An 18,626-nucleotide genomic window follows, 5' to 3' on the forward strand; every position below is an offset into this window, starting at 1 on the left:
CGGCTAGCCCTCCTCGCGGGCGGGGACAAGCCGCCCCTCCCGCGCGCCGCCGATCGCCAACCCCCCGAGGGCGAGGAGCAACAGCGCCCGCGAGGGCCAGTCGCCTAGGCGGGCATAGGGCGTGGGCGGCAGCGCCGGCGGCAGCGCGACGTCCATCACCGCGCCGCCGAAGCCGCCCCCGATGCCGCCCGGCGTCGCCTTCGCGGCCCGCACCACCCCGCCGCGCGCGTCGATCGCCCCGGTCCAGCCCCGGTTCGCGACCCGCAGCATGGGCAGCCCCGTCTCGGCCGCGCGCAGCCGGGCCTGGGCGAAGTGCTGGTCGGGCCCCGCGCCGCGGCCGAACCAGCCGTCGTTGGTGAGATGGACGATCACGTCAGCGCGCCGGTCCGTCCGGAGGTTCCGCGGAAAGATCGCCTCGTAGCAGATGAGGGGCAGCACCGACCCCAGGCCCGGCACCTCGATCACCTGCGGCCCCGGGCCGGCGCCGAAGCCCATCCCGTCCGTGTCGGCGAGGCCGCGGATGCCCATCCGCCCCAGAAGGTTGCCCAGGGGAACGTACTCGCCGAAGGGGACGAGGTGGTGCTTGTCGTAGGTCGCGAGGACGCCCCCCCCGGCCCCGATCGCGACGACCGCGTTGTAGGGCCGGCCACCCTCGCGCCGCACCGTTCCGGTCAGGACGGGCCGGCCGGCGGCCTCGGCGACGGTGGCGGCGACCTCCGGGAAGAGGGCGGGGTCCCAGGGCAGCGCCGTCTCGGACCAGATCACCGGGCCGGGCGCGCCGCGCGCGGCTGCCGTCAGCGCCGAGACGCGGGCGGCGGCCGCTTCGGGATCCCATTTCAGCGTCTGCGCGACCCCCGAGGCAGCGAGGCGCACCGAGGGCGCGGCGGCGGCCGCGGGAAGAGGCGCCGGGGAGGGCGTGAGGAGAAGCCCCGCCGCGAGGGCCGCCCCGCCCGCCGCCGCGAGGGCGGGGAGCCGCGACCAGAGCGCCGCGAGGAGCGCCGCGGCGAGCACGGCCAGCAGGGTCAGCCCCTCCGCCCCCGCGAGGGGCGCGAGCGCAAGGGCGGGCGTGTCGATCCAGACATGGCCCGGCGCGGCCCACGGAAAGCCCGTGAAGAGATGCCCGCGCAGCACCTCCGCCGCCGCGAGCGCGAGCGCCGGCGAGAGCGGCCCCCGGGGCAGGTATCGGGCGGCGAGGCCGAAAGCCGCCGCGGGAAAGAGGGCGAGCCCCCCCGCCAGCGCCGGCAGCGCCAGCGGGATCAGCCAGCCATGGCGCCAGGGATCCACGAGGAAGGGAAAGACGATCCAGTGCAGCGCGAGGGCGAACCAGCCGATCCCAAAGCCCAGGCCGATCCACGCCGCCCGCCGCGGCGGCGCGCGGCCCGCCAGCCACAAGGCGGCGGCGAGGGCCGGGATGGCGAGCCACCAGAGCCCCCAGGGCGCCTGGCCCAGCGCGAAGCCGGCGCCGAGGGCGAGGGCGAGGGGCAGCAGGGGGCGCAGGCGCCCGGCCGCCGCCCCCTCCTCAGCCATCCTTCAGCCGCAGCCGCAGCCGCTTGACGCGGCGCGGGTCGGCGTCGACCACCTCGATCTCGGCGCCGGCGGACGGATGGGGGACGATCTCGCCCCGCGCGGGCACGCGCCCGGCCAGAAGGAACACGAGGCCGCCCAGCGTGTCCGGCTGCTCGTCGGCGTCCTCGGGGACGAGGGGACGGCCGGCGGCGGCCTCCAGCTCCTCGATCGAGGTGCGCGCCTGGCAGAGCCAGACGCCCGGCCCCTCCTCCACGAAGGTCAGGCCCTCGGCGATGTCGTGCTCGTCCTCGATCTCGCCGATGACCTGCTCGACCAGGTCCTCCAGCGTGACGAGGCCGTCGACGCCGCCGTACTCGTCGATGACGAGGGCCATGTGCATCCGGTCGGCCTGCATCTTGGCCAGCAGCACCCCGATGGGCATGGAGGGGGGCGCGTAGATCAGGGGCCGGACCTCGGCGCGGGCGTCGAAGGCCCCGTTCGCGCCGAAGCCGTGGCGCAGGGCGACGTCCTTGAGGTGGAGGAACCCCAGCGGGCTGTCGAGCGTGCCCTCGAACACGGGGATGCGCGACAGCTGCGTGCGCCGGAACACCTCGATCAGCTCGGGAAGGGTCACGTCGTCGCCGACGGCCTCGATCTCGGCCTTGGGCAGGGCGACGTCCTCGACCCGCATCCGCGCGAGGTTGGCGAGCCCCGGCATCCCGAGCGGCGAGGCCGCCGCGGCCCCGCCCCCCTCCTCCTCGTGGGAGAGGGCGGCGATCAGGCGTCGCATCAGGTTCCTAGACTGTGGCTCTTCGTCCGCCGGGGCGTCCGGCGCGGCAGGGTCGGTCATCGTTCCTCATCCGGGGCGCCGGCGCCGTCCCGGTAGGGGTCGGGCACGCCCATCCCAGCCAATATGCGACGCTCGAGCCGCTCCATCAACCTCGCCTCCCCGTCCGAGTCGTGATCGTGCCCGGCGAGGTGGAGCACCGCGTGGACGACGAGGTGGGCGACATGGGCCTCGAAGGGCTTGCCCTGCGCCTCGGCCTCGCGCGCGCAGGTGTCCCAGGCGATCGCGACGTCCCCCATCTCCTCCGGCGGGGTCTCGCCGGGGGCGAGGTCGGCGGCGGGGAAGGAGAGGACGTTGGTAGGGCCGTCCCTCCGCCGGAAACGGGCGTTGAGCGCCGCGATGCGCGCGTCGTCGCAGCCGAGCAGAGCGACGTCGTGATCGTCCGGGTCGAGCCCCAGCCCCTCCAGCGCGGCCTGCACGGCAGGCTCGGCGATGGCGGGCAGGCCGGCCCAGCGCGGGTCCTCGATCATCACGTCCACGGTCATGGCGGCGGCGGGTGGACCCCGCCGCCGCCCGGGTCAAGTCACAGGGCGGCGCGGAAGATCGCCTTCGCCTCGCCCGGCCCGTAGTAGCCCGGGATGCGGGCGACCTCCTCGTGGCCGCGCGCAGAGGGACCGGGCCGCGCCCTGCCCTGCCCTGCCCGATGAACCGGCGGTTCCGGACGCCTCCGCGCGGCCCGTCGCGGGAGACGTAGGCGGCGCCCTCGGTCCTCCGGACGGCCCTTGGGAATCCCTAGCCCCGCGCCGGGTCCTCCCGGTCGTAGGCCTCGATGATCCGTGCCACCAGCGGATGGCGGACCACGTCCTTCGCCGTGAAGTAGGAGAAGCCGACCCCCGGGATGCCACGCAGGATGCGCTCGGCGTCGCGCAGGCCGGATTGCACGCCCCGGGGCAGGTCCACCTGGGAGCGGTCGCCCGTCACCACCATGCGCGATCCCTCGCCCAGGCGGGTCAGGAACATCTTCATCTGCATGGTCGTCGCGTTCTGCGCCTCGTCCAGCACGACGAACGCGTTCGACAGGGTGCGCCCGCGCATGAAGGCGAGGGGCGCGATCTCGATGCGCTTGTCCTCCATCAGCTTGAGCATCTGCTTGCCGGGCAGGAAATCGTTCAGCGCGTCGTAGAGCGGCTGCATGTAGGGATCGACCTTGTCCTTCATGTCCCCGGGCAGGAAGCCGAGACGCTCGCCCGCCTCGACGGCGGGGCGCGACAGGATGATCCGGTCCACCTGGCCGGCGGCGAACATCGACACGCCCACGGCGACGGCGAGATAGGTCTTGCCTGTCCCCGCCGGGCCGATGCCGAAGTTCAGCTCCGCCTCGTAGAGCGAGCGGACGTACTCGCCCTGCGCCTCGGTGCGCGGCTCGACGGTCTTCTTGCGCGTGGCAATCTGGACGCGCCCCCGGGGCAGCAGCTCCTGCTGGTCGCCGGGCCGGACGCCGATCCCGTCCTCCGGGCGCATCATGCGGATCTCGGCCTCGACGTCCGCGGGCTCGAGCGGGCGGCCCGCCTCCGCCCGGGCGTAGAGGGCGTTCAGCACCTCGGCCCCGCGGGTGCGGGCCCCCTCGTCCCCGTGCAGGACCATCTGATTGCCCCGCTGGACGATCTGCAGGTCCAGCCGGTCCTCGACGAGGGCGAGGTTGGCCCCGTAGGCGCCCGTCAGCGCGGGCAGCAGGCGGTTGTCGGGAAACTCGAGCGCGGTGGTCTCGGGCGGTTTGCGGGTGGCGGCGTCGGCCAAGCGGCTCTCCCGTCAGCGGTGCTTCTGCAGACGATGGTGGGCCCGGGCCACGGACGGATCAAGGGGGCGGGCGCGAAACCGCCGTGCGGAGGAGCCGCCGGTGCGGTCCGGCGCCCCCCCCGCGGCGCCCGGGGCGCCCAGGGCGTGGATCAGAAGAGCCGGCCGCGGTCGAAGCCCTGGCGGAACGGACCCACGGCGAAGCCGGGCTGGCCGGCGCCGGAGCAGACCGGACGGCCATCGGGTGCGAGGCGCGGCGAGAGGTAGCCCTCGACCCCGTCGTCGATGATCCAGTGGTCGCAGCCGTTCGGGTCGATCCAGATGCCGGCCTGCAGGGTCGAGAGGTCGTCGCCCCGGTCGAGCAGGCCGCCGTCCCGGGTCTGGTCCGTGGTCCCCGCGCACCCAGTGAGCGCGAGCGCCCCGGCCGCGAGGGCGATGTCGATCCTGATGTTCATGTGGTATTTCCTCAGCGCAGGCAGACGATTTCGACCCGGTCGCCGGGCTCTCCCCGGGTGCCGGGGGCCCTGCCGCCCTGGCCGCGGACCCCGGCTATGCGCGCGCCCGCCGAGGAGAGCGCGGCGGCGACCGCGTTCGCCTGCCGCAGCGAGAGGTCCATCCGCGCGCCGTCGCTGCGCCCCGAGGCGCTGTGCCCCGTGACCACGTAGCCGCGCGACGGGTTCGCGGCCAGGAAGGCCTGAAGGCGGGCGGCGCCGGCCTGGGTGAGGCCCGAGCCCTGCAGCAGCTGCGCGGTGGCGAAGCTGCCGCAGGCGCCGCCCCGGCGGCAGACCGGCCGACCCTCCCGGTCGAGATGGGGGGACATGTACCCCTCCAAGCCGTCGTCCATGATCCAGTGCTCGCACCCGTCGGGGTCGATCCAGACCGTGGCGGTGTAGCGCTCGCCCTGCACGGCGCCGCCCGGCGCGGCCGTGCCCTGGGCGAAGGTGTAGACGCCCGCGCCGCCCGGCATGTGGTGGTGCGAGATGCCATCCATCTCATGCGCGGCGGCGGCGGCCCCGATGACGGCGGCCGCGGCCGATGCTGTGATTGCGAGCTTCATGCGCTCCTGTCCCCCGTTGATGTCCCTGGGCGGCGCCACGCCGGGCGCTCGGCGCGGCTTCGATCCGACTCTCCCCCGATAGTAGCGGATGCGGCGGGGGAGTGAAGGCGCCGCATCCGGGCCCCCGCCGGCCGCCCGATCAGCCCGTCCGCACGGCCGACAGGCTGTTGGGCCCGGCGGCGGCGATCCTGACCGGGACGATCGCGCCGATGGCGGGGGGCTCGGCGCCGTCGGGCTCGACGTGGACGGCCATCAGATGCTCGGACTTGCCGGCGCGCTGGCCCGGCAGGCGGCCGTCCCTCTCGACCAGCACGGCTGCCTCGCGCCCGACCATCGCCTCCTGCGCGGCGCGCTGCTGCCCGGTCAGGAGGGCCTGGAGACGGTGGAGACGCTCGGCGGCCACCTCCGGGTCGACCCGCCCCGCGCGCTCGGCCGCGGGGGTGCCGGGCCGGGGCGAGTAGCGGAACGAGAAGGCGTGCGCGTAGCGCGCCTCGCGCACGAGGGCGAGCGTCGCCTCGAAATCCTCCGCCGTCTCGCCCGGAAAGCCGGTGATGAAATCGCCGGACAGGGCGATGTCCGGGCGCGCGGCCCGGATGCGTTCGAGAAGGCGCAGATAGGCTTCGGCCGTGTGCTTGCGGTTCATCGCCTTCAGCACCCGGTCCGAGCCGGACTGCACGGGAAGGTGCAGGTAGGGCATCAGCTTGGCCTCGGCGGCGTGGGCCTCGATCAGATCCTCGCCCATGTCGTTGGGATGCGAGGTCGTGTAGCGGATGCGCGCGATCCCCTCGATCCGCGCGAGCCGCCCGATCAGGTCGGCCAGCGTCGCGCCGCCGCCGTGATAGGCGTTCACGTTCTGGCCCAGCAGCGTGACCTCGCGCACGCCGCGCGCGGCCAGCTCCTCCGCCTCCGCCACGATCCGGCCCGGATCGCGCGAGACCTCGGCGCCGCGGGTATAGGGCACGACGCAGAAGGCGCAGAACTTGTCGCAACCCTCCTGCACTGTAAGGAAGGCGGCCGGCGCGCGGCGGACCTTCGGGCGCGCGGGAAGGTGGTCGAACTTGCTCTCCTCGGGCATGTCCGTGTCGACGCCGCCCTTCGCCACGAGGTCCGGCAGGCGGTGGTAGCTCTGCGGGCCGACGACGAAGTCGACCATCGGCTGACGGCGCACGATCTCGCCGCCCTCGGCCTGGGCGACGCAGCCGGCGACGCCGACCTTCAGATCGGGCCTCGCCGCCTTGAGGGGCTTCAGGCGGCCGAGGTCGGAATAGACCTTCTCGGCGGCCTTCTCGCGGATATGGCAGGTGTTCAGCAGGATCAGGTCCGCCTCGGCCGGATCGTCCGTCGGCGCGTAGCCCGAGGGAACCAACGCCTCGACCATGCGCTCGCCGTCGTAGACGTTCATCTGGCAGCCATAGGCCTTGAGGTGGACCTTCTTCATGACCTCGGTTCCGCGCCGGTGGGGGGTGCGGCGGCACTACAGCGCCGGGCGCCCTTCCGCAACGGCGGCCGCTTGCCGCCCCCGGGCCGACCGGCGATGAAGGGCGCATGCCCTCGCCCGACCGTCCCGCCGCGCGGCACGAAAGCCTCGACGCCCTCCTGGGGGGCCGCGCGCCCCTCGGCACGGGGCCGGCCGCGATCGTCCTGTGCGAGGACGGGGCCGAGGTCGCGGGCACGCTGCGGCACCTCTTGGCGGACGGGTTCGGCCGGGTCGTCGCCGTGCTGGCTCGGGGCGTGGAGGGGCCGGCCCTTTCCGGCACGGACGAGGTACCCTGGCCCCGCGGCATGGACTTCGCGGCCGTCGTCTCGCGGGTCGCGGCGGCCTGCCCGGGCCAGTGGCTGCACTACTGCTTCAACGCCGAGTACCTGTTCCATCCCTTCCACGGCAGCCGCACGGTGGGCGAGATGCTCTCCTTCGTCGCCGAGGAGAGGCGCGGCAGCGTGCTGTGCTACGTCGTCGACCTCTACGCCGGGGACCTCGGCGCCCATCCCGACGCCGTGGACGTCGAGGGCGCGCTGCTCGACGGGTTCGGCTACTACGCGCAGGCCCGGCGGGGGCCTGACGGCGAGCCGCTGGAGCGGCAGCTCGACTTCCACGGCGGGCTTCGCTGGCGCTTCGAGGAGCACGTGCCGAGGAAACGCCGGCGGATAGACCGGATCGGCCTCTTCCGCGCCCTGCCCGGGCTGCGGCTGAACCCGGATCACACCCTCTCCGAGCCGGAACTGAACACCTATGCCTGCCCGTGGCACAACAACCCCACGGCGGCGATCTGCTCGTTCCGGACGGCGAAGGCGCTGAAGACCAACCCCGGCTCGATGTACGAGATCGAGCGGTTCGCCTGGCACGGGTCCGAGCCGTTCCGCTGGGACGCGCAGCAACTGCTGGACCTCGGCCTGATGGAGCCGGGGCAATGGTTCTGAGAAGCTAGGGCGCGTCCTCGGGCAGCAGCAAGGTGACCGTGGTTCCGCCGTCGCCGGTGTCCACCGTCAGCTCGGCCCCCAGATCGGCCTGCAGCCCGTGGACGATGCGGCTTCCGAGGCTGCCCTGCTGCGGCCACTCCACGTCCTCGCCGAGGCCGTTGCCGTCATCGCTGACGACGATGCAGAGACGACCCTCCCGCTGCTCCATCCGCAGCGCGACGCGGCCCTGGCTGCGCCCTTCGAACGCGTGCTGGAAGGCGTTCGTCAGCACCTCCGAGATCAGGAGGCCCAGGTGCGTCGCCGTCTGGAACGGCGCCTCCACGTGCAGCGTCTCGATGTCGAAGCGCACGCCGGGCCGCCCGTCGATCTTCGCGATCGCCGCCCCCATGCGCGAGAGGTACGCGCCCAGCGGCACCGGGCCGTCCGCGGCGGACGCCTCCGTGATCTCGGCATAGAGGAGCTGAAGCGCCTCGATCCGGCGCGAAAGGGCATCGTAGCCGCCGGCCGGCTTGCCGTCGGCGCCGTCCTGCCGGGCCTGCAGGCGGATCATGCCGACGATCATCGCGAGGTGGTTCTTCACCCGGTGCTGGACCTCGGACAGCGCCCGGTCGAGCGTGTCGGCACGCCCCTCGGCCGTCTCCTCCTCCATCCTGCGCGCCATCTGCACGCCGAGGAAGTAGCGCGGCTCGCCCTCGTCCTCCTGCTCGGCGCCCTCGGAGACGAGGGGCGCGATCATCAGCCGGTTGCGGAAGGGCGACCCGTCGGCACGGTAGTTCACCAGCTCGACCGTCACGTTGTCGCCTCCGGCGATGGCGTCGCGCAGGCGCTGGACCGCCTCGCGAGAGGTCAGATCGCCCTGCAGGAAGCGGCAGTTGCGCCCCAGGGCCGAGTTGTCGCCATAGCCCGTCACGTCGGTGAAGGCCCGATTCACGTAGACGATCGGGTTGTCGTCCTGCCAGCTGTCCGTGATCACCAGCGAGAACGGCGCCCGCGTCAACGCGCTGAGCGCGATGCCGTCGGGGAAATCCGCTGCGGCGAAAGAGGGGAAATCGTCGGCCATGGGCCCCATAAAGTGGACTGATATGGAAAGCGCAATCTGCTGAAACGTCGCGTAACGTCAGGCGTCCCGAAGGCGGATCACGACGTCCACGCTGGCTATCTCCGTGCCCTCGGGGGCATCCGGCAGCGCGGCGATGCGCAGGTCCTCGGCCGGTGCGTCGGAGAGGCGACCCTCCCCTTCCCAGAAGTAATGGGGATGGTCGTCCGTGCGCGTGTCGAACCAGCTCTTCGCGCCGTCCACCGTCACCTCGCGCATCAGGCCGGCCGCGCAGAAGGCCTTCAGCGTGTTGTAGACCGTCGCGAGCGACACCCCCTCGCCCGCCTCGGCGGCGGCTTGGTGGAGGCCTTCGGCCGTGACGTGCCGGTCGCGCCCGTCGCCCACGAGAAGGGCGGCCAACGCGGCGCGCTGGCGCGTGGGGCGAAGGTCGGCGCCGGCCAGCCAGCGGGCGGCGCGGGTCGCTTCGATGTCGTCGTTCCGGTCCATCCCCCCCAATATGCCGCGCCTGCGAGACGTTTTCAATGCGGGCGCGACTTCAATGCGCGCCCGACAACGGGCCCCCGCCTTGGCCTCGCCCGATGCCGCTGCTAGGTGCGGGGAAACGCCAGGCAGGGGCCGAGAATGACGAACGGGCAGACTTCCTTCGATCGGGAGGACCTCCTCCGCTGCGCCAGGGGGGAGCTGTTCGGGCCCGGAAACGCCCAGCTTCCCGAGCCGCCCATGCTGATGATGGACCGGATCACGGATGTCTCGGCCGATGGCGGCGCGCACGGCAAGGGCCACATCCGCGCCGAGCTCGACATCCGTCCGGACCTCTGGTTCTTCCCCTGCCACTTCCCGGGCAACCCGGTGATGCCCGGCTGCCTGATGGTGGACGGCCTCTGGCAGCTCACCGGGTTCAACCTGGGCTGGCGCGGCTGGCAGGGCCAAGGCTTCGCGCTCGGCGCGGGCGAGGTGAAGCTGCAGGGCATGGTCCGGCCGGACCGCAAGCTGGTCAGCTACGAGGTCGACTTCACCCGCGTCATCGACCGGCGCCTGAAGATGGGCGTGGCCGACGGCACGGTGAGGGCCGACGGCGAGGTCGTCGCCCAGGTCACGGGCATGAAGGTCGGCCTGTCCAGCGAGGAGGCTCGCGCATGAGCCTGACGCCCAACGGCCGCCGGGTCGCGATCACCGGCCTCGGCATCGTGTCCTCGATCGGCAACGACGCGAAGGCGGTCACGGAGAGCCTGCGCGCGGGCCGCTCCGGCATCGTGCGCGCGGAGAGCTACGCCGAGCACGGCTTCCGCAGCCGGATCCACGGGGCGATCGACCTCGACCCGGCCGAGCATATCGACAAGCGCGTCCTGCGCTTCATGGGCCCGGGCGCGGCCTATGCCTACATCGCCGCCCGGCAAGCCATCGAGGACGCGGGGCTGGGGGAGGCGGACGTCCGCTCCGAGCGCACGGGCCTCATCGCGGGATCGGGCGGGCCCTCCACCTCGACCTTCTTCACCGCGCACAACATCGTCACGCAGAAGGGCAGCCCCAAGCGGATCGGGCCCTTTGCAGTGCCGAAATGCATGTCCTCGACCGTCTCGGCGAACCTCGCCACGGCGTTCGGCATCCGCGGCATGAGCTACTCGATCACCTCGGCCTGCTCGACCTCGCTGCACAACATCGGCTCGGCCGCCGAACAGATCGCCATGGGCAAGCAGGACGTCATGCTCGCCGGCGGGGGGGAGGAGCTGGACTGGACCCTCTCCTGCCTCTTCGACGCGATGGGGGCGATGTCCTCGAAGTACAACGACGCCCCCGAGACCGCCAGCCGCGCCTTCGACGCGGGCCGCGACGGGTTCGTCATCTCAGGCGGCGGCGCGATGGTCGTGCTGGAGGACCTCGAACGCGCGCGCGCGCGCGGCGCGACCGTCCATGCGGAGGTGACGGGCTTCGCGGCGACCTCCGACGGGGCCGACATGGTCGCCCCTTCGGGCGAGGGGGGCGAGCGCGCGATGCGGATCGCCCGGGACATGGCCGGGACCCCGGGGATCGACTACATCAACGCCCACGGCACCAGCACCCCCGTCGGCGACGTCACGGAGGTCGAGGCCGTGCGCCGCGTCTTCGGCGCCGGCTCCGAAGACCGGGGGTCCGGCCCGCCGATCTCGTCCACCAAGTCGATGACGGGCCATTCCCAGGGCGCCACCGGCGCGCAGGAGGCGATCTACTGCCTCCTGATGATGCGGGAGGGGTTCATCGCGCCCTCGATCAACGTCTTCGACCTCGATCCCGGCCTCGACCCTTCGGAGATCGTCACCGAGACGCGGGAGGCCGAGTTGGCCCACGTAATGACCAACTCGTTCGGCTTCGGGGGCACGAACGGGTCGATGATCCTCTCGAAGGCGGAGTGAGACGATGGGGCTGATGGACGGCAAGCGCGGCGTGGTGATGGGCGTCGCGAACGACCATTCCATCGCCTACGGCATCGCCCGCGCCCTCCATGCCGAGGGTGCGGAGCTGATCACCACCTACCAGGGCGAGACGTTCGGCAAGCGCGCAGCCCCCCTTGCCCATTCGCTGGACGCGGTGGCCTTCGATGTGGACGTGACCGATCCCGCCTCGATGGACGCCCTGCTGGAGAACGCCCGCTCGTCCTGGTCGGGGGTCGATTTCGTCGTCCATGCCATCGCCTACACGGACAAGTCCGAGCTGTCCTCCGGCTTCGCCTTCCGCGAGACCAGCCGCGCGAACTTCCTCAAGACGATGGAGATCAGCGCCTGGAGCTTCATCGACACCGCGCGCCGCTTCGCGCCGATGATGGAGGGCGGGGGCGCGCTGCTGACGCTGACCTATGCCGGCAGCCACAAGGTCACCCCCAACTACAACGTGATGGGCGTGGCCAAGGCCGCGCTGGAGGCATCGGTGATCTACCTCGCGGACGATTTGGGCCCGCAGGGGGTGCGGGTGAACGCCCTGTCGCCCGGGCCGATGAAGACGCTCGCCGGGTCGGCCATCGGCGGCGCGCGCCGGACCTACAAGCACACGGAAGCCAACGCGCCCCTGCGCGAAAACGCGTCCCTCGGGTCGATCGGGGGCACGGCGGTCTGGCTCTGCTCGGACTGGGGACGGCACACGACGGGCGAGACGATCATGATCGACGGGGGCTACCACGTCATGGGAATGCCCGTCCTCGACAACCTCTCGGGGCATTGACGCCGCCCTCGCCCCGCGCCGGGCCCGAGGGGTGCCGCCGATCCGCCATCGAGACCGCCGCCGCCCGCATCCGCGGCCATGTCCGCCGCACGCCCATGCTGGAGGACGAGGGGCTGAACGCCCTCGCCGGCCGGCGCATCCTGCTGAAATGCGAGAACCTCCAGGTCACGGGCAGCTTCAAGGCCCGCGGCGGCTGGAACTCCGTCGCGGCGCTCTGCGAGGAGGGGCGTCCGCCCGGCATCCTCGCGATGTCCTCCGGCAACCACGCGCAGGGCGTCGCGCGGGCCGCCGCGGCGCACGGGTTGCCCTGCACGGTGGTCATGCCCACGGACGCGCCTTCCGCGAAGCGCGCCGCCACAGAAGCCCTCGGCGCCGAGATCGTCGCCTACGACCGGGCGTCCGAGGATCGCGACGCGCTCGCCGCCGCCCTCGCGGACGAGCGGGGCCTCGTCCTCATCCCGCCCTTCGACCACCCGAACGTCATCGCGGGCCAGGGCACGACAGGGCTCGAGATCGCCGAGCAGGCGGCCGGGGCCGGGGCCGGGGCCGGGGCCGAGGGGGCCGAGATCGTCGTCTGCGCCGGCGGCGGGGGCCTCGCGGCCGGGATCGCGCTGGCCACCGAAGGCCGCCACCGCGTCCGCACGGCCGAGCCGGATGGCTTCGACGACATGGCGCGCTCGCTCGCCGCCGGGGTGCGGGTGGCGAACGCGGAGGCGGCGGGCAGCCTTTGCGACGCGGTGTTGACGCCCATGCCGGGCGCTATCACCTTCCCGATCCTCGCCCGCCTCGCCGGCCCCGGCCTCGTCGTCACGGATGGCGAAGCGATGCACGCCGTGCGCCACGCCTTCGAGCGGCTGCGCCTCGTGGTCGAGCCCGGGGGCGCGGTGGCGCTGGCCGCCGCGCTCTTCCGCGGGGACCTGCCGGAGACGGTGATCGTCACCCTGTCGGGCGGCAACGTCGATCCCGCCCTCTTCGCGCGGGCCATCGCATGAGGTGGATCGCCGCCCGGGGCCTTCACTGGCGCGAGGACGGCGACCCTTCCGGCGCGCCGGTCGTGTTCGCGAACTCGCTTGGGACGGACCTGCGCCTGTGGGACCCGGTGCTGCCGCATCTGCCGGGGGGCCTGCGGATCATCCGCTACGACAAGCGCGGGCACGGCCTGTCCGAGGCGCCGCCGGGCCCCTACGCGATGGGGACGCTGGTCGCGGACGCCGAGGCGGTGATCGACGCGGCGGGCGCGCGAGAGGTGGCCTTCGTCGGGCTGTCGGTCGGGGGCATGATCGCGCAGGGGCTGGCGGCGAAGCGGCTGGACCTCGTGCGGGTGCTGGCCCTCTCCTCGACCGGGGTGAAGATCGGGACGCGGCGGCTCTGGCAGGACCGGATCGACGCGGTCCGGCGGGAGGGGCTGGCGGCCATGGCACCCGCCATCCTGGAGCGCTGGTTCGCCCCCGCCTTCCGCGCGGGCGACGCCGTCCCTCCCTGGCGACGCATGATCGAGACGCAGTTCGCCCAGGGCTATGCGGGCACCTGCGCCGCCATCGCGGGCACGGACCTCCATTCGGTCGCGCAGGACCTGCGGCTGCCCGTGCTGGCCCTCGCCGGGACGGAGGACCGGGCCACGCCGCCAGACCTCGTCCGCGAGATGGCCGACCTTATCCCCGGCAGCCGGTTCGAGCTGATCCGCGGCGCCGGCCACCTGCCTTGCGTCGAGCGGCCCGAGGCGTTCGCCGCCGCGCTCGCGGGGTTCCTGCGCGCGACGGGGCACGTGGCCTAGCCCTCCGCCGGCTCCTCCAGCTCGAGCGGCGCGACGGGCGCTTCGAGGTCGGCGGTGGAGAGCCCCCCCTGCGGCCGGGCGAGGGCGTAGCGCGTCACCCAGTGCAGCCGCGTCGCCGCGCGCGTGACCGCGACGTAGGCGAGGCGTTTCCAGAGCGGCTGACCCGCATCCGACCGCCCCGAACGGGCGGCCGCGTAGAGGTCGGGGCCGAAGACCTGCACCTCGTCCCACTGGCTGCCCTGCGCCTTGTGGATCGTGCAGGCCGCGCCGTGGAGGAACACCGCGCCCATGCGGGCGGCGAAGGGCAGGAACGGGTCCTCCTCGCCAGGCTTCTCGATCTTCACGATGGACGCGGCCGAGACCTGCGGCTGCTCGGCCCCGATGACGTGGAGGCGCGAGAAGCCGGGCTTGCGGCCGGGACCGAGATAGACGCACTGCGCGCCCTTCACGAGGCCCCGCGCCTCGAGGTCGAGGCGCTTCTTGCGATGCTTCAGCGGCAGCTCCAGCCCGTCGCAGATCAGCGGCTCGCCGGGCAGGAGCTCGGCTTCGGGGGCGTCGTAGGCGGCGCGAAAGGCGTGGATCAGGCGGATGCGGGTCGCGTTGCGCCAGGTCAGCACGGGCGAGCGCGCCATCAGGGCCGCGTCCACCCGGCCGGGGACCACGACGCGGTCGTCCCGCGCGGCGGCTTCCTCGATCATCCGCTCGAACCCCTCGAAGGTCAGGCCGTCGTCGCCCAGGGCATGGGCAAGGTCGAGGATGGGGCTGTCCGCCTCCTGCCGGTGGACGCGGCTGAGGTGCAGCACGTCGGGCGCGGGCAGCCGGTCGAACACCATCCGGGCCGAGCCTTCCGACTTCACCGGCGCGAGCTGCGCGGGATCGCCGAAGAGGATCAGCGCGCCGAAGATCTCGCGCAGGTCGTCGAGCTGGCGCTGGTCGAGCATGGAGGATTCGTCGACGAACCCGATGTCGAGCGGGTCGTCGCGCCGCTTCCAGCCGGTGATGAAGTCGCTGCCCCTGAGGCCGGCGGCGGCGAGGGCCGCGGGCACGGAGGCCATCTGCTCGTGGAAGGCGGCGATCCGGTCTAGCACGTCCTCGGGAAAGGCCTCAGTCTCCGCGGGGCGGTCGCCGTCGCCGGCGAGCCATTCGGCCAGCGCCTCGAACTCGGGCGCGTAGACGGGGGAGTAGAGGATGCGATGGATCGTCGTCGCCGGCACGCCGCGGGTGCGCAGGACGAAGGCGGCCTTGTTGGTCGGCGCGAGGATGGCGAGCGTCCGCCGGCCGCGGGTCCGCCCCTCCCAGTCGCCGGAGACGACGCGCACCCCGGCGGCCTGCATCGCCTTGGCCAGCTCCGCCAGGAGGAGCGTCTTGCCCGAGCCCGCCTTGCCGGTGACGGCGAGTACCTCGCCGCTTCCCTCGCCCGCCGGGTCGGCCCGCCCGGCGGCCATGTCGATGCCGGCCCCCGCGAGGAGGGCGGAGGCGCGGTCCCATGCGGCGGACTGGTCGGGCGAGAGGTCGGGCAGCGTCACGGGGAACCCTATCGCGGGGGCGGGACCGTCCCGCAAGGGGACCCGCCGCCGCGGGCGGGTGCGCTACGCCGCGCGTACCACCGCCGGCACGTCGTCGTAGCAGGCGTCGTGCCAGCCGATGACGGCATCGGCCGGAATGCCGGAGCGGCGCGACAGCGCCTCCACGTTGGTCATCGAGACGGACCACATGCCCGCGCCGATCGCGCCCCGTCCGTCTCCCGTGCGCCCCAGCGGTGCGGGTGCGCAGCCGAGGCGGCGGTACACGCGCTCCATCGGCATGTCGTAGACTCCGAGGCAGCCGGTCATGCCGCGCCGGATGCCGAAGACCTGCCCCGCCATCATCAGGGCGGAGGCGACGCCGCGCGGGGCGCCGGGCGCGATGGCGAAGCGGGTCGATTCCCATATGCGCGCGTCGCGGACGGGGCCGCCGCAGATGGTGGCGAAGTGCTCGGCCGCCATGGTGCGGCCGGTGGTCGGCATGATCCGCATGGAGCCGCCGTGGAGGCCGTCCTCGTTCACCCATATGACGTAGACCGGATCGAGCGGATCGTACTGATCGATCTCGCGCCCGTCGGCGTCCACCTGGACGGGCCAGCCGAGGCGGCCGCGGAACTGCGCGGCGCGGTCCCGGAACATCGAATCGACGAGCCTGCGGTTCCCGTCGAGGCTCGAAGTGTCGACATAGGTGATCATAGCGTCTTCCCCCACTTTCCAGTGACAACCGGAAGATGGGAGTAAATGGTTAACAGACCGTTAGCGCCCGGCTCTATACGGGGAGAAGGGCGCCGCGTTAACCATTGATATCGCGTCGAGGGGCCGGGCCTTCGCGACCCGACGCAAGGCCGGAGCGATCGCGCCGGGCGGGATCCCGCCGCACTAGACGGTGATATGGCCGTCCGAGAGCGCCCGGGCGACGGCGTGGATGGTGTTCTGCGCGCCGAGCTTCAGGCGCGCGCTCTCGATGTAGACGCGGATCGTGTGCTCGGAGATCGAAAGGCTCTCCGCGGCCTTCGCCCGGCTGTAGCCCAGCGCCAGGAGGCGCAGCGTCTCGGCCTCGCGCGGGGAGAGCGCCTGCATGGCCGGGGCCGCAGCGGCACCCTCGATCTGCAGCGCGGCCGCGTTGGTGGTGTGGGCGAGGGCGATCAGGTCGCCCGTCCGCGTCCGGCACCAGGCGCTCCACTCCTCGTCGTCCATCTGCGCCGAGACCGAGAAGAGCGCGAACTGCCCGCCGGGGCCGCGGATCGGCACCGTCATTCCCTGATTGCCGACCCCGTACGCGACGGCGTCGCGGAAGAACTCGCGCGCGGGACGGGACGACCAGTCGAAGCTCTTCCAATCGGCTGGCTGGAACCGCTGGAAGCTTCCCAGGACGACCGGGTCGATCTTGAAATAGCCACGCTCCATGTAGCGGCCCTGCCATTCGGGGCTGTGCGTATGGACCGCGTATTGCCGGCCGGTCGAGTTGACGGAGTGGTAGGTGACATGCGCGACGTCCAGAAGGTCGCGCAGACCGACGATCTGCTCCCTCAGGGAATCAAGCGTTCTGACGGCACCGATCGCCTCCAGGGCCGGAGTCAGGTTCCGTTCCGTCATCGGCGGCCGGGATGCGGCATGACCAGCTTCCTCCTGGATCGTTGGCGACCAGCTCGGCCGCGGCGATCAGCGTCGTGTCGTCGAGCTGCTCGGCCAAACGGTCGAGGCCGTTGCTCGTAGCGAACGTCCTGAGATCGGAAAGGACGTCTATTATCCATTCGTTCGCCATTGAAGCATCCCCGTCACGCTTTGCAACCTCGCGCCAGGATAGGCGAGCCTTCGCCGATACATCACCCCCCGTTCCTTATCCCCCGAATGTGGGGCCCTGTGGGACGCCAGTGCCTTGAATGCACTCGATCTTATCCTTCGCGGGTGCGGGAGACGGTGCGACTCACCCTCGCGCACCCGGTGCCCGTGCGCGGGGATCGGCGGATATCGGCGAAGCCCCCGGGGCGGAACGGCCTGCGCGCCATGTCGGCCACGCGGCCGTCCGGGACGCTGCACGCGATGCCCAAGGCTCAGGAGTGGCTGGCGGGGCCGTGATGCGCGATCGAGTTGGCGTAGTAGGCGACGAGGCGCTCGGCCCCCCCGCGCACCGCCAGGGTGCCGTCCCGACGTTCGACGATCCGCCGCCCGACGAGGATGGACAAGGCCGCCTCCGCCGCAGCGCCGGCTTGCCGTGGAAGCCGTGTTACGGCGCCCGCGCGTTCCAGGCGGACGGACAGGGAAGCCATCGCGGCCTCCACCTCGTCCTCGGGCAGCACGCCCCCGGCCTCCTCGAGCGTGCGGCAGAGAAGCGGCACCGGAAGGACCGGCACGTTGTCGGCGATACGGCGCATGAGATCGCGGCCGAGTGCCCGCACGTCCCCCGGTCCGTCCGCGAGGGGCACGGGCGCGCCGAAGGCGACCGCCGCCGCCCCGAACCTGTCCGTCCGCCCCAGCGTCCGCCTGAACGCATGCCTCAGCGTGAACCCGAGCGCCGCCCAGACCGAGGCGCGGAAGCGCCGTGCCCCGCCCTCGCCCTTCGAGGTCAGGAGCCGGTCCTCCAGCACCCGGTCGTAGTTGAGCCCGACCGGGACGAAGAAGACGTCGCGCTCGTACTCGCCCGCCGCGATGTACGAGAGGATGCCCAGCTTCGGCTCGCCGACGCGGCCGTCCAGCGTCAGCCCCCCTTCGGGAAACACCGCCTGCGTGACGCCCCCTGCCGTCGCCATCTGGACGTAGCGCGCCAGCACGCGGCGATAGAGGTCGTTCCCGGTTCGGTTGCGCCGGATGAAGTAGCCGCCGAGCGCGCGGATCAGCGGCAGAAGCGGGAAGACCCGCGCCCATTCGCCGACGGCGTAGGAGATCGGCGTGGCCCGGCTGACGAGATGCGTGACCAGCACGTAGTCCATGTTGCTGCGATGGTTCATCACGAAGACCACCGTCGCCCCAGGGGGCACGCCGGCAAGGGCGCGGGGATCGCCGTCGGACGGCCTGAGGCGATAGAGGAAGCGCGTCAGCGCGCGGGCGAGGCGCATCGCGACGGTGTAGTAGGCCGTCGCCGAGAAACCCGGCACGATCTCGCGCGCGTAGCGGACGGCCTGCTCGTGGGCGACGTTCTCCGGCACGCCCGTCCGGCGCGCGTGCGCGGCAGCGGCGCGCGCCACCTCCGGGTCGTAGGCGAGGCGCTGGATCATGTCGTGGCGCCGGGCCAGCTTGAAGGGCTGGATCGGACGGGCGAGACGCTCGTTGAGGCGGGCGACGATGCGCTCGGCCCGGCGGCGGAAGAACCAGCGCACCGACGGAAAGAGGAAGTTCGTCGCGAAGCTGACGGCGGCGAAGCCGAGCAGCAGGGCGAACGCCCAGACCGGAAGCTCCACCGTTCCCATGCGCGGGAGAGGACACCGCGGCGCGGGCGGCGTCCAGACGGGCCGGGACCGTGGGGCTCCGGGCGTCTCCGCCGCGCATCCCGGCCGCTTTCGGCGGCCCTTTCGCGGCGA

The 18,626-nt window shown here is 72.8% G+C and carries 20 protein-coding genes; 6 read left to right on the forward strand and 14 right to left on the reverse strand.

The genetic code is table 11. From position 1 onward, the window contains the following. Positions 1–3: 3 nt before the first annotated feature. The 7 genes from lnt to miaB all read right to left on the reverse strand — a co-directional run bounded on the left by lnt (position 4) and on the right by miaB (position 6,582). Entirely contained in the window at positions 4–1,527 is a 1,524-nt protein-coding gene (gene lnt / locus BCF33_RS07400) for an apolipoprotein N-acyltransferase (RefSeq protein WP_106160337.1), read from the reverse strand. Next, positions 1,520–2,356 carry a transporter associated domain-containing protein gene (locus BCF33_RS07405; RefSeq protein ID WP_106160338.1) on the reverse strand — a complete coding sequence of 279 codons (837 nt, stop codon included), beginning with the start codon at positions 2,354–2,356 and terminating at the stop codon, positions 1,520–1,522. Before BCF33_RS07405 ends, lnt begins: the two co-directional genes overlap by 8 nt. Then, complete coding sequence (gene ybeY, locus BCF33_RS07410) at positions 2,353–2,838, reverse strand: rRNA maturation RNase YbeY (RefSeq protein ID WP_106160339.1); 486 nt, start codon at positions 2,836–2,838, stop codon at positions 2,353–2,355. The genes BCF33_RS07405 and ybeY overlap by 4 nt, the downstream gene beginning before the upstream one ends. A gap of 247 nt (positions 2,839–3,085) precedes the next feature. Continuing rightward, the gene (locus tag BCF33_RS07415) at positions 3,086–4,090 is read right to left on the reverse strand and encodes a PhoH family protein (protein WP_106160340.1); all 1,005 of its coding nucleotides are present in this window, start codon (positions 4,088–4,090) and stop codon (positions 3,086–3,088) included. A 149-nt stretch (positions 4,091–4,239) separates the two neighbouring features. Beyond that, positions 4,240–4,542 carry a hypothetical protein gene (locus tag BCF33_RS07420; RefSeq protein WP_106160341.1) on the reverse strand — a complete coding sequence of 101 codons (303 nt, stop codon included), beginning with the start codon at positions 4,540–4,542 and terminating at the stop codon, positions 4,240–4,242. Positions 4,543–4,553: 11 nt separating this feature from the next. Continuing rightward, positions 4,554–5,144, reverse strand: coding sequence for an OmpA family protein (locus tag BCF33_RS07425; RefSeq protein ID WP_106160342.1), 591 nt, complete (start codon positions 5,142–5,144; stop codon positions 4,554–4,556). A gap of 139 nt (positions 5,145–5,283) precedes the next feature. Then, on the reverse strand, positions 5,284–6,582 hold the full coding sequence (gene miaB / locus BCF33_RS07430; protein ID WP_106160343.1) for a tRNA (N6-isopentenyl adenosine(37)-C2)-methylthiotransferase MiaB: 1,299 nt from the start codon (positions 6,580–6,582) through the stop codon (positions 5,284–5,286). A gap of 107 nt (positions 6,583–6,689) precedes the next feature. Between miaB and BCF33_RS07435 the strand changes: the two genes are divergently transcribed. Then, a complete protein-coding gene (locus BCF33_RS07435) occupies positions 6,690–7,562 on the forward strand; it encodes a hypothetical protein (RefSeq protein WP_245883769.1) in 873 nt (290 codons plus the stop codon). A gap of 4 nt (positions 7,563–7,566) precedes the next feature. Here the strand turns inward: BCF33_RS07435 and BCF33_RS07440 are convergent, their stop codons facing one another. Beyond that, positions 7,567–8,622 carry a PAS domain-containing protein gene (locus tag BCF33_RS07440; protein WP_106161449.1) on the reverse strand — a complete coding sequence of 352 codons (1,056 nt, stop codon included), beginning with the start codon at positions 8,620–8,622 and terminating at the stop codon, positions 7,567–7,569. Positions 8,623–8,679: 57 nt separating this feature from the next. Then, positions 8,680–9,105, reverse strand: a complete 426-nt coding sequence (gene irrA / locus BCF33_RS07445; RefSeq protein ID WP_106160344.1) for an iron response transcriptional regulator IrrA — start codon at positions 9,103–9,105, stop codon at positions 8,680–8,682. A gap of 135 nt (positions 9,106–9,240) precedes the next feature. Between irrA and fabA the strand changes: the two genes are divergently transcribed. Genes fabA through pcaD form a run of 5 tightly spaced genes read left to right on the forward strand, consistent with a single transcriptional unit; the run spans position 9,241 to position 13,585 of the window. Next, positions 9,241–9,759, forward strand: a complete 519-nt coding sequence (fabA, locus tag BCF33_RS07450; RefSeq protein ID WP_106160345.1) for a bifunctional 3-hydroxydecanoyl-ACP dehydratase/trans-2-decenoyl-ACP isomerase — start codon at positions 9,241–9,243, stop codon at positions 9,757–9,759. Next, the gene (locus tag BCF33_RS07455; RefSeq protein WP_106160346.1) at positions 9,756–11,009 is read left to right on the forward strand and encodes a beta-ketoacyl synthase N-terminal-like domain-containing protein; all 1,254 of its coding nucleotides are present in this window, start codon (positions 9,756–9,758) and stop codon (positions 11,007–11,009) included. The genes fabA and BCF33_RS07455 overlap by 4 nt, the downstream gene beginning before the upstream one ends. A 4-nt stretch (positions 11,010–11,013) precedes the next feature. After that, a complete protein-coding gene (locus tag BCF33_RS07460) occupies positions 11,014–11,811 on the forward strand; it encodes an enoyl-ACP reductase FabI (RefSeq protein ID WP_106160347.1) in 798 nt (265 codons plus the stop codon). After that, entirely contained in the window at positions 11,808–12,803 is a 996-nt protein-coding gene (locus tag BCF33_RS07465) for a threonine ammonia-lyase (RefSeq protein ID WP_245883770.1), read from the forward strand. The genes BCF33_RS07460 and BCF33_RS07465 overlap by 4 nt, the downstream gene beginning before the upstream one ends. Then, positions 12,800–13,585, forward strand: coding sequence for a 3-oxoadipate enol-lactonase (gene pcaD, locus BCF33_RS07470; protein WP_106160348.1), 786 nt, complete (start codon positions 12,800–12,802; stop codon positions 13,583–13,585). Before BCF33_RS07465 ends, pcaD begins: the two co-directional genes overlap by 4 nt. Here the strand turns inward: pcaD and BCF33_RS07475 are convergent. From BCF33_RS07475 to BCF33_RS07495, 5 genes are all read right to left on the reverse strand, one after another. Further along, the gene (locus BCF33_RS07475; RefSeq protein ID WP_245883771.1) at positions 13,582–15,111 is read right to left on the reverse strand and encodes an ATP-dependent DNA helicase; all 1,530 of its coding nucleotides are present in this window, start codon (positions 15,109–15,111) and stop codon (positions 13,582–13,584) included. The genes pcaD and BCF33_RS07475 overlap by 4 nt on opposite strands. 63 nt (positions 15,112–15,174) lie before the next feature. Next, positions 15,175–15,804 carry an acyl-homoserine-lactone synthase gene (locus BCF33_RS07480; protein ID WP_106160349.1) on the reverse strand — a complete coding sequence of 210 codons (630 nt, stop codon included), beginning with the start codon at positions 15,802–15,804 and terminating at the stop codon, positions 15,175–15,177. A 183-nt stretch (positions 15,805–15,987) separates the two neighbouring features. Then, positions 15,988–16,704, reverse strand: coding sequence for a helix-turn-helix transcriptional regulator (locus tag BCF33_RS07485; protein WP_106160350.1), 717 nt, complete (start codon positions 16,702–16,704; stop codon positions 15,988–15,990). Further along, the gene (locus BCF33_RS07490) at positions 16,646–16,873 is read right to left on the reverse strand and encodes a hypothetical protein (protein ID WP_106160351.1); all 228 of its coding nucleotides are present in this window, start codon (positions 16,871–16,873) and stop codon (positions 16,646–16,648) included. Before BCF33_RS07490 ends, BCF33_RS07485 begins: the two co-directional genes overlap by 59 nt. Positions 16,874–17,162: 289 nt before the next feature. Next, a complete protein-coding gene (locus BCF33_RS07495; RefSeq protein WP_106160352.1) occupies positions 17,163–18,515 on the reverse strand; it encodes a 1-acyl-sn-glycerol-3-phosphate acyltransferase in 1,353 nt (450 codons plus the stop codon). Positions 18,516–18,626: the final 111 nt, after the last annotated feature.

Source organism: Hasllibacter halocynthiae, from assembly GCF_003003095.1.
GTDB classification, from domain to species: Bacteria; Pseudomonadota; Alphaproteobacteria; order Rhodobacterales; family Rhodobacteraceae; genus Hasllibacter; species Hasllibacter halocynthiae.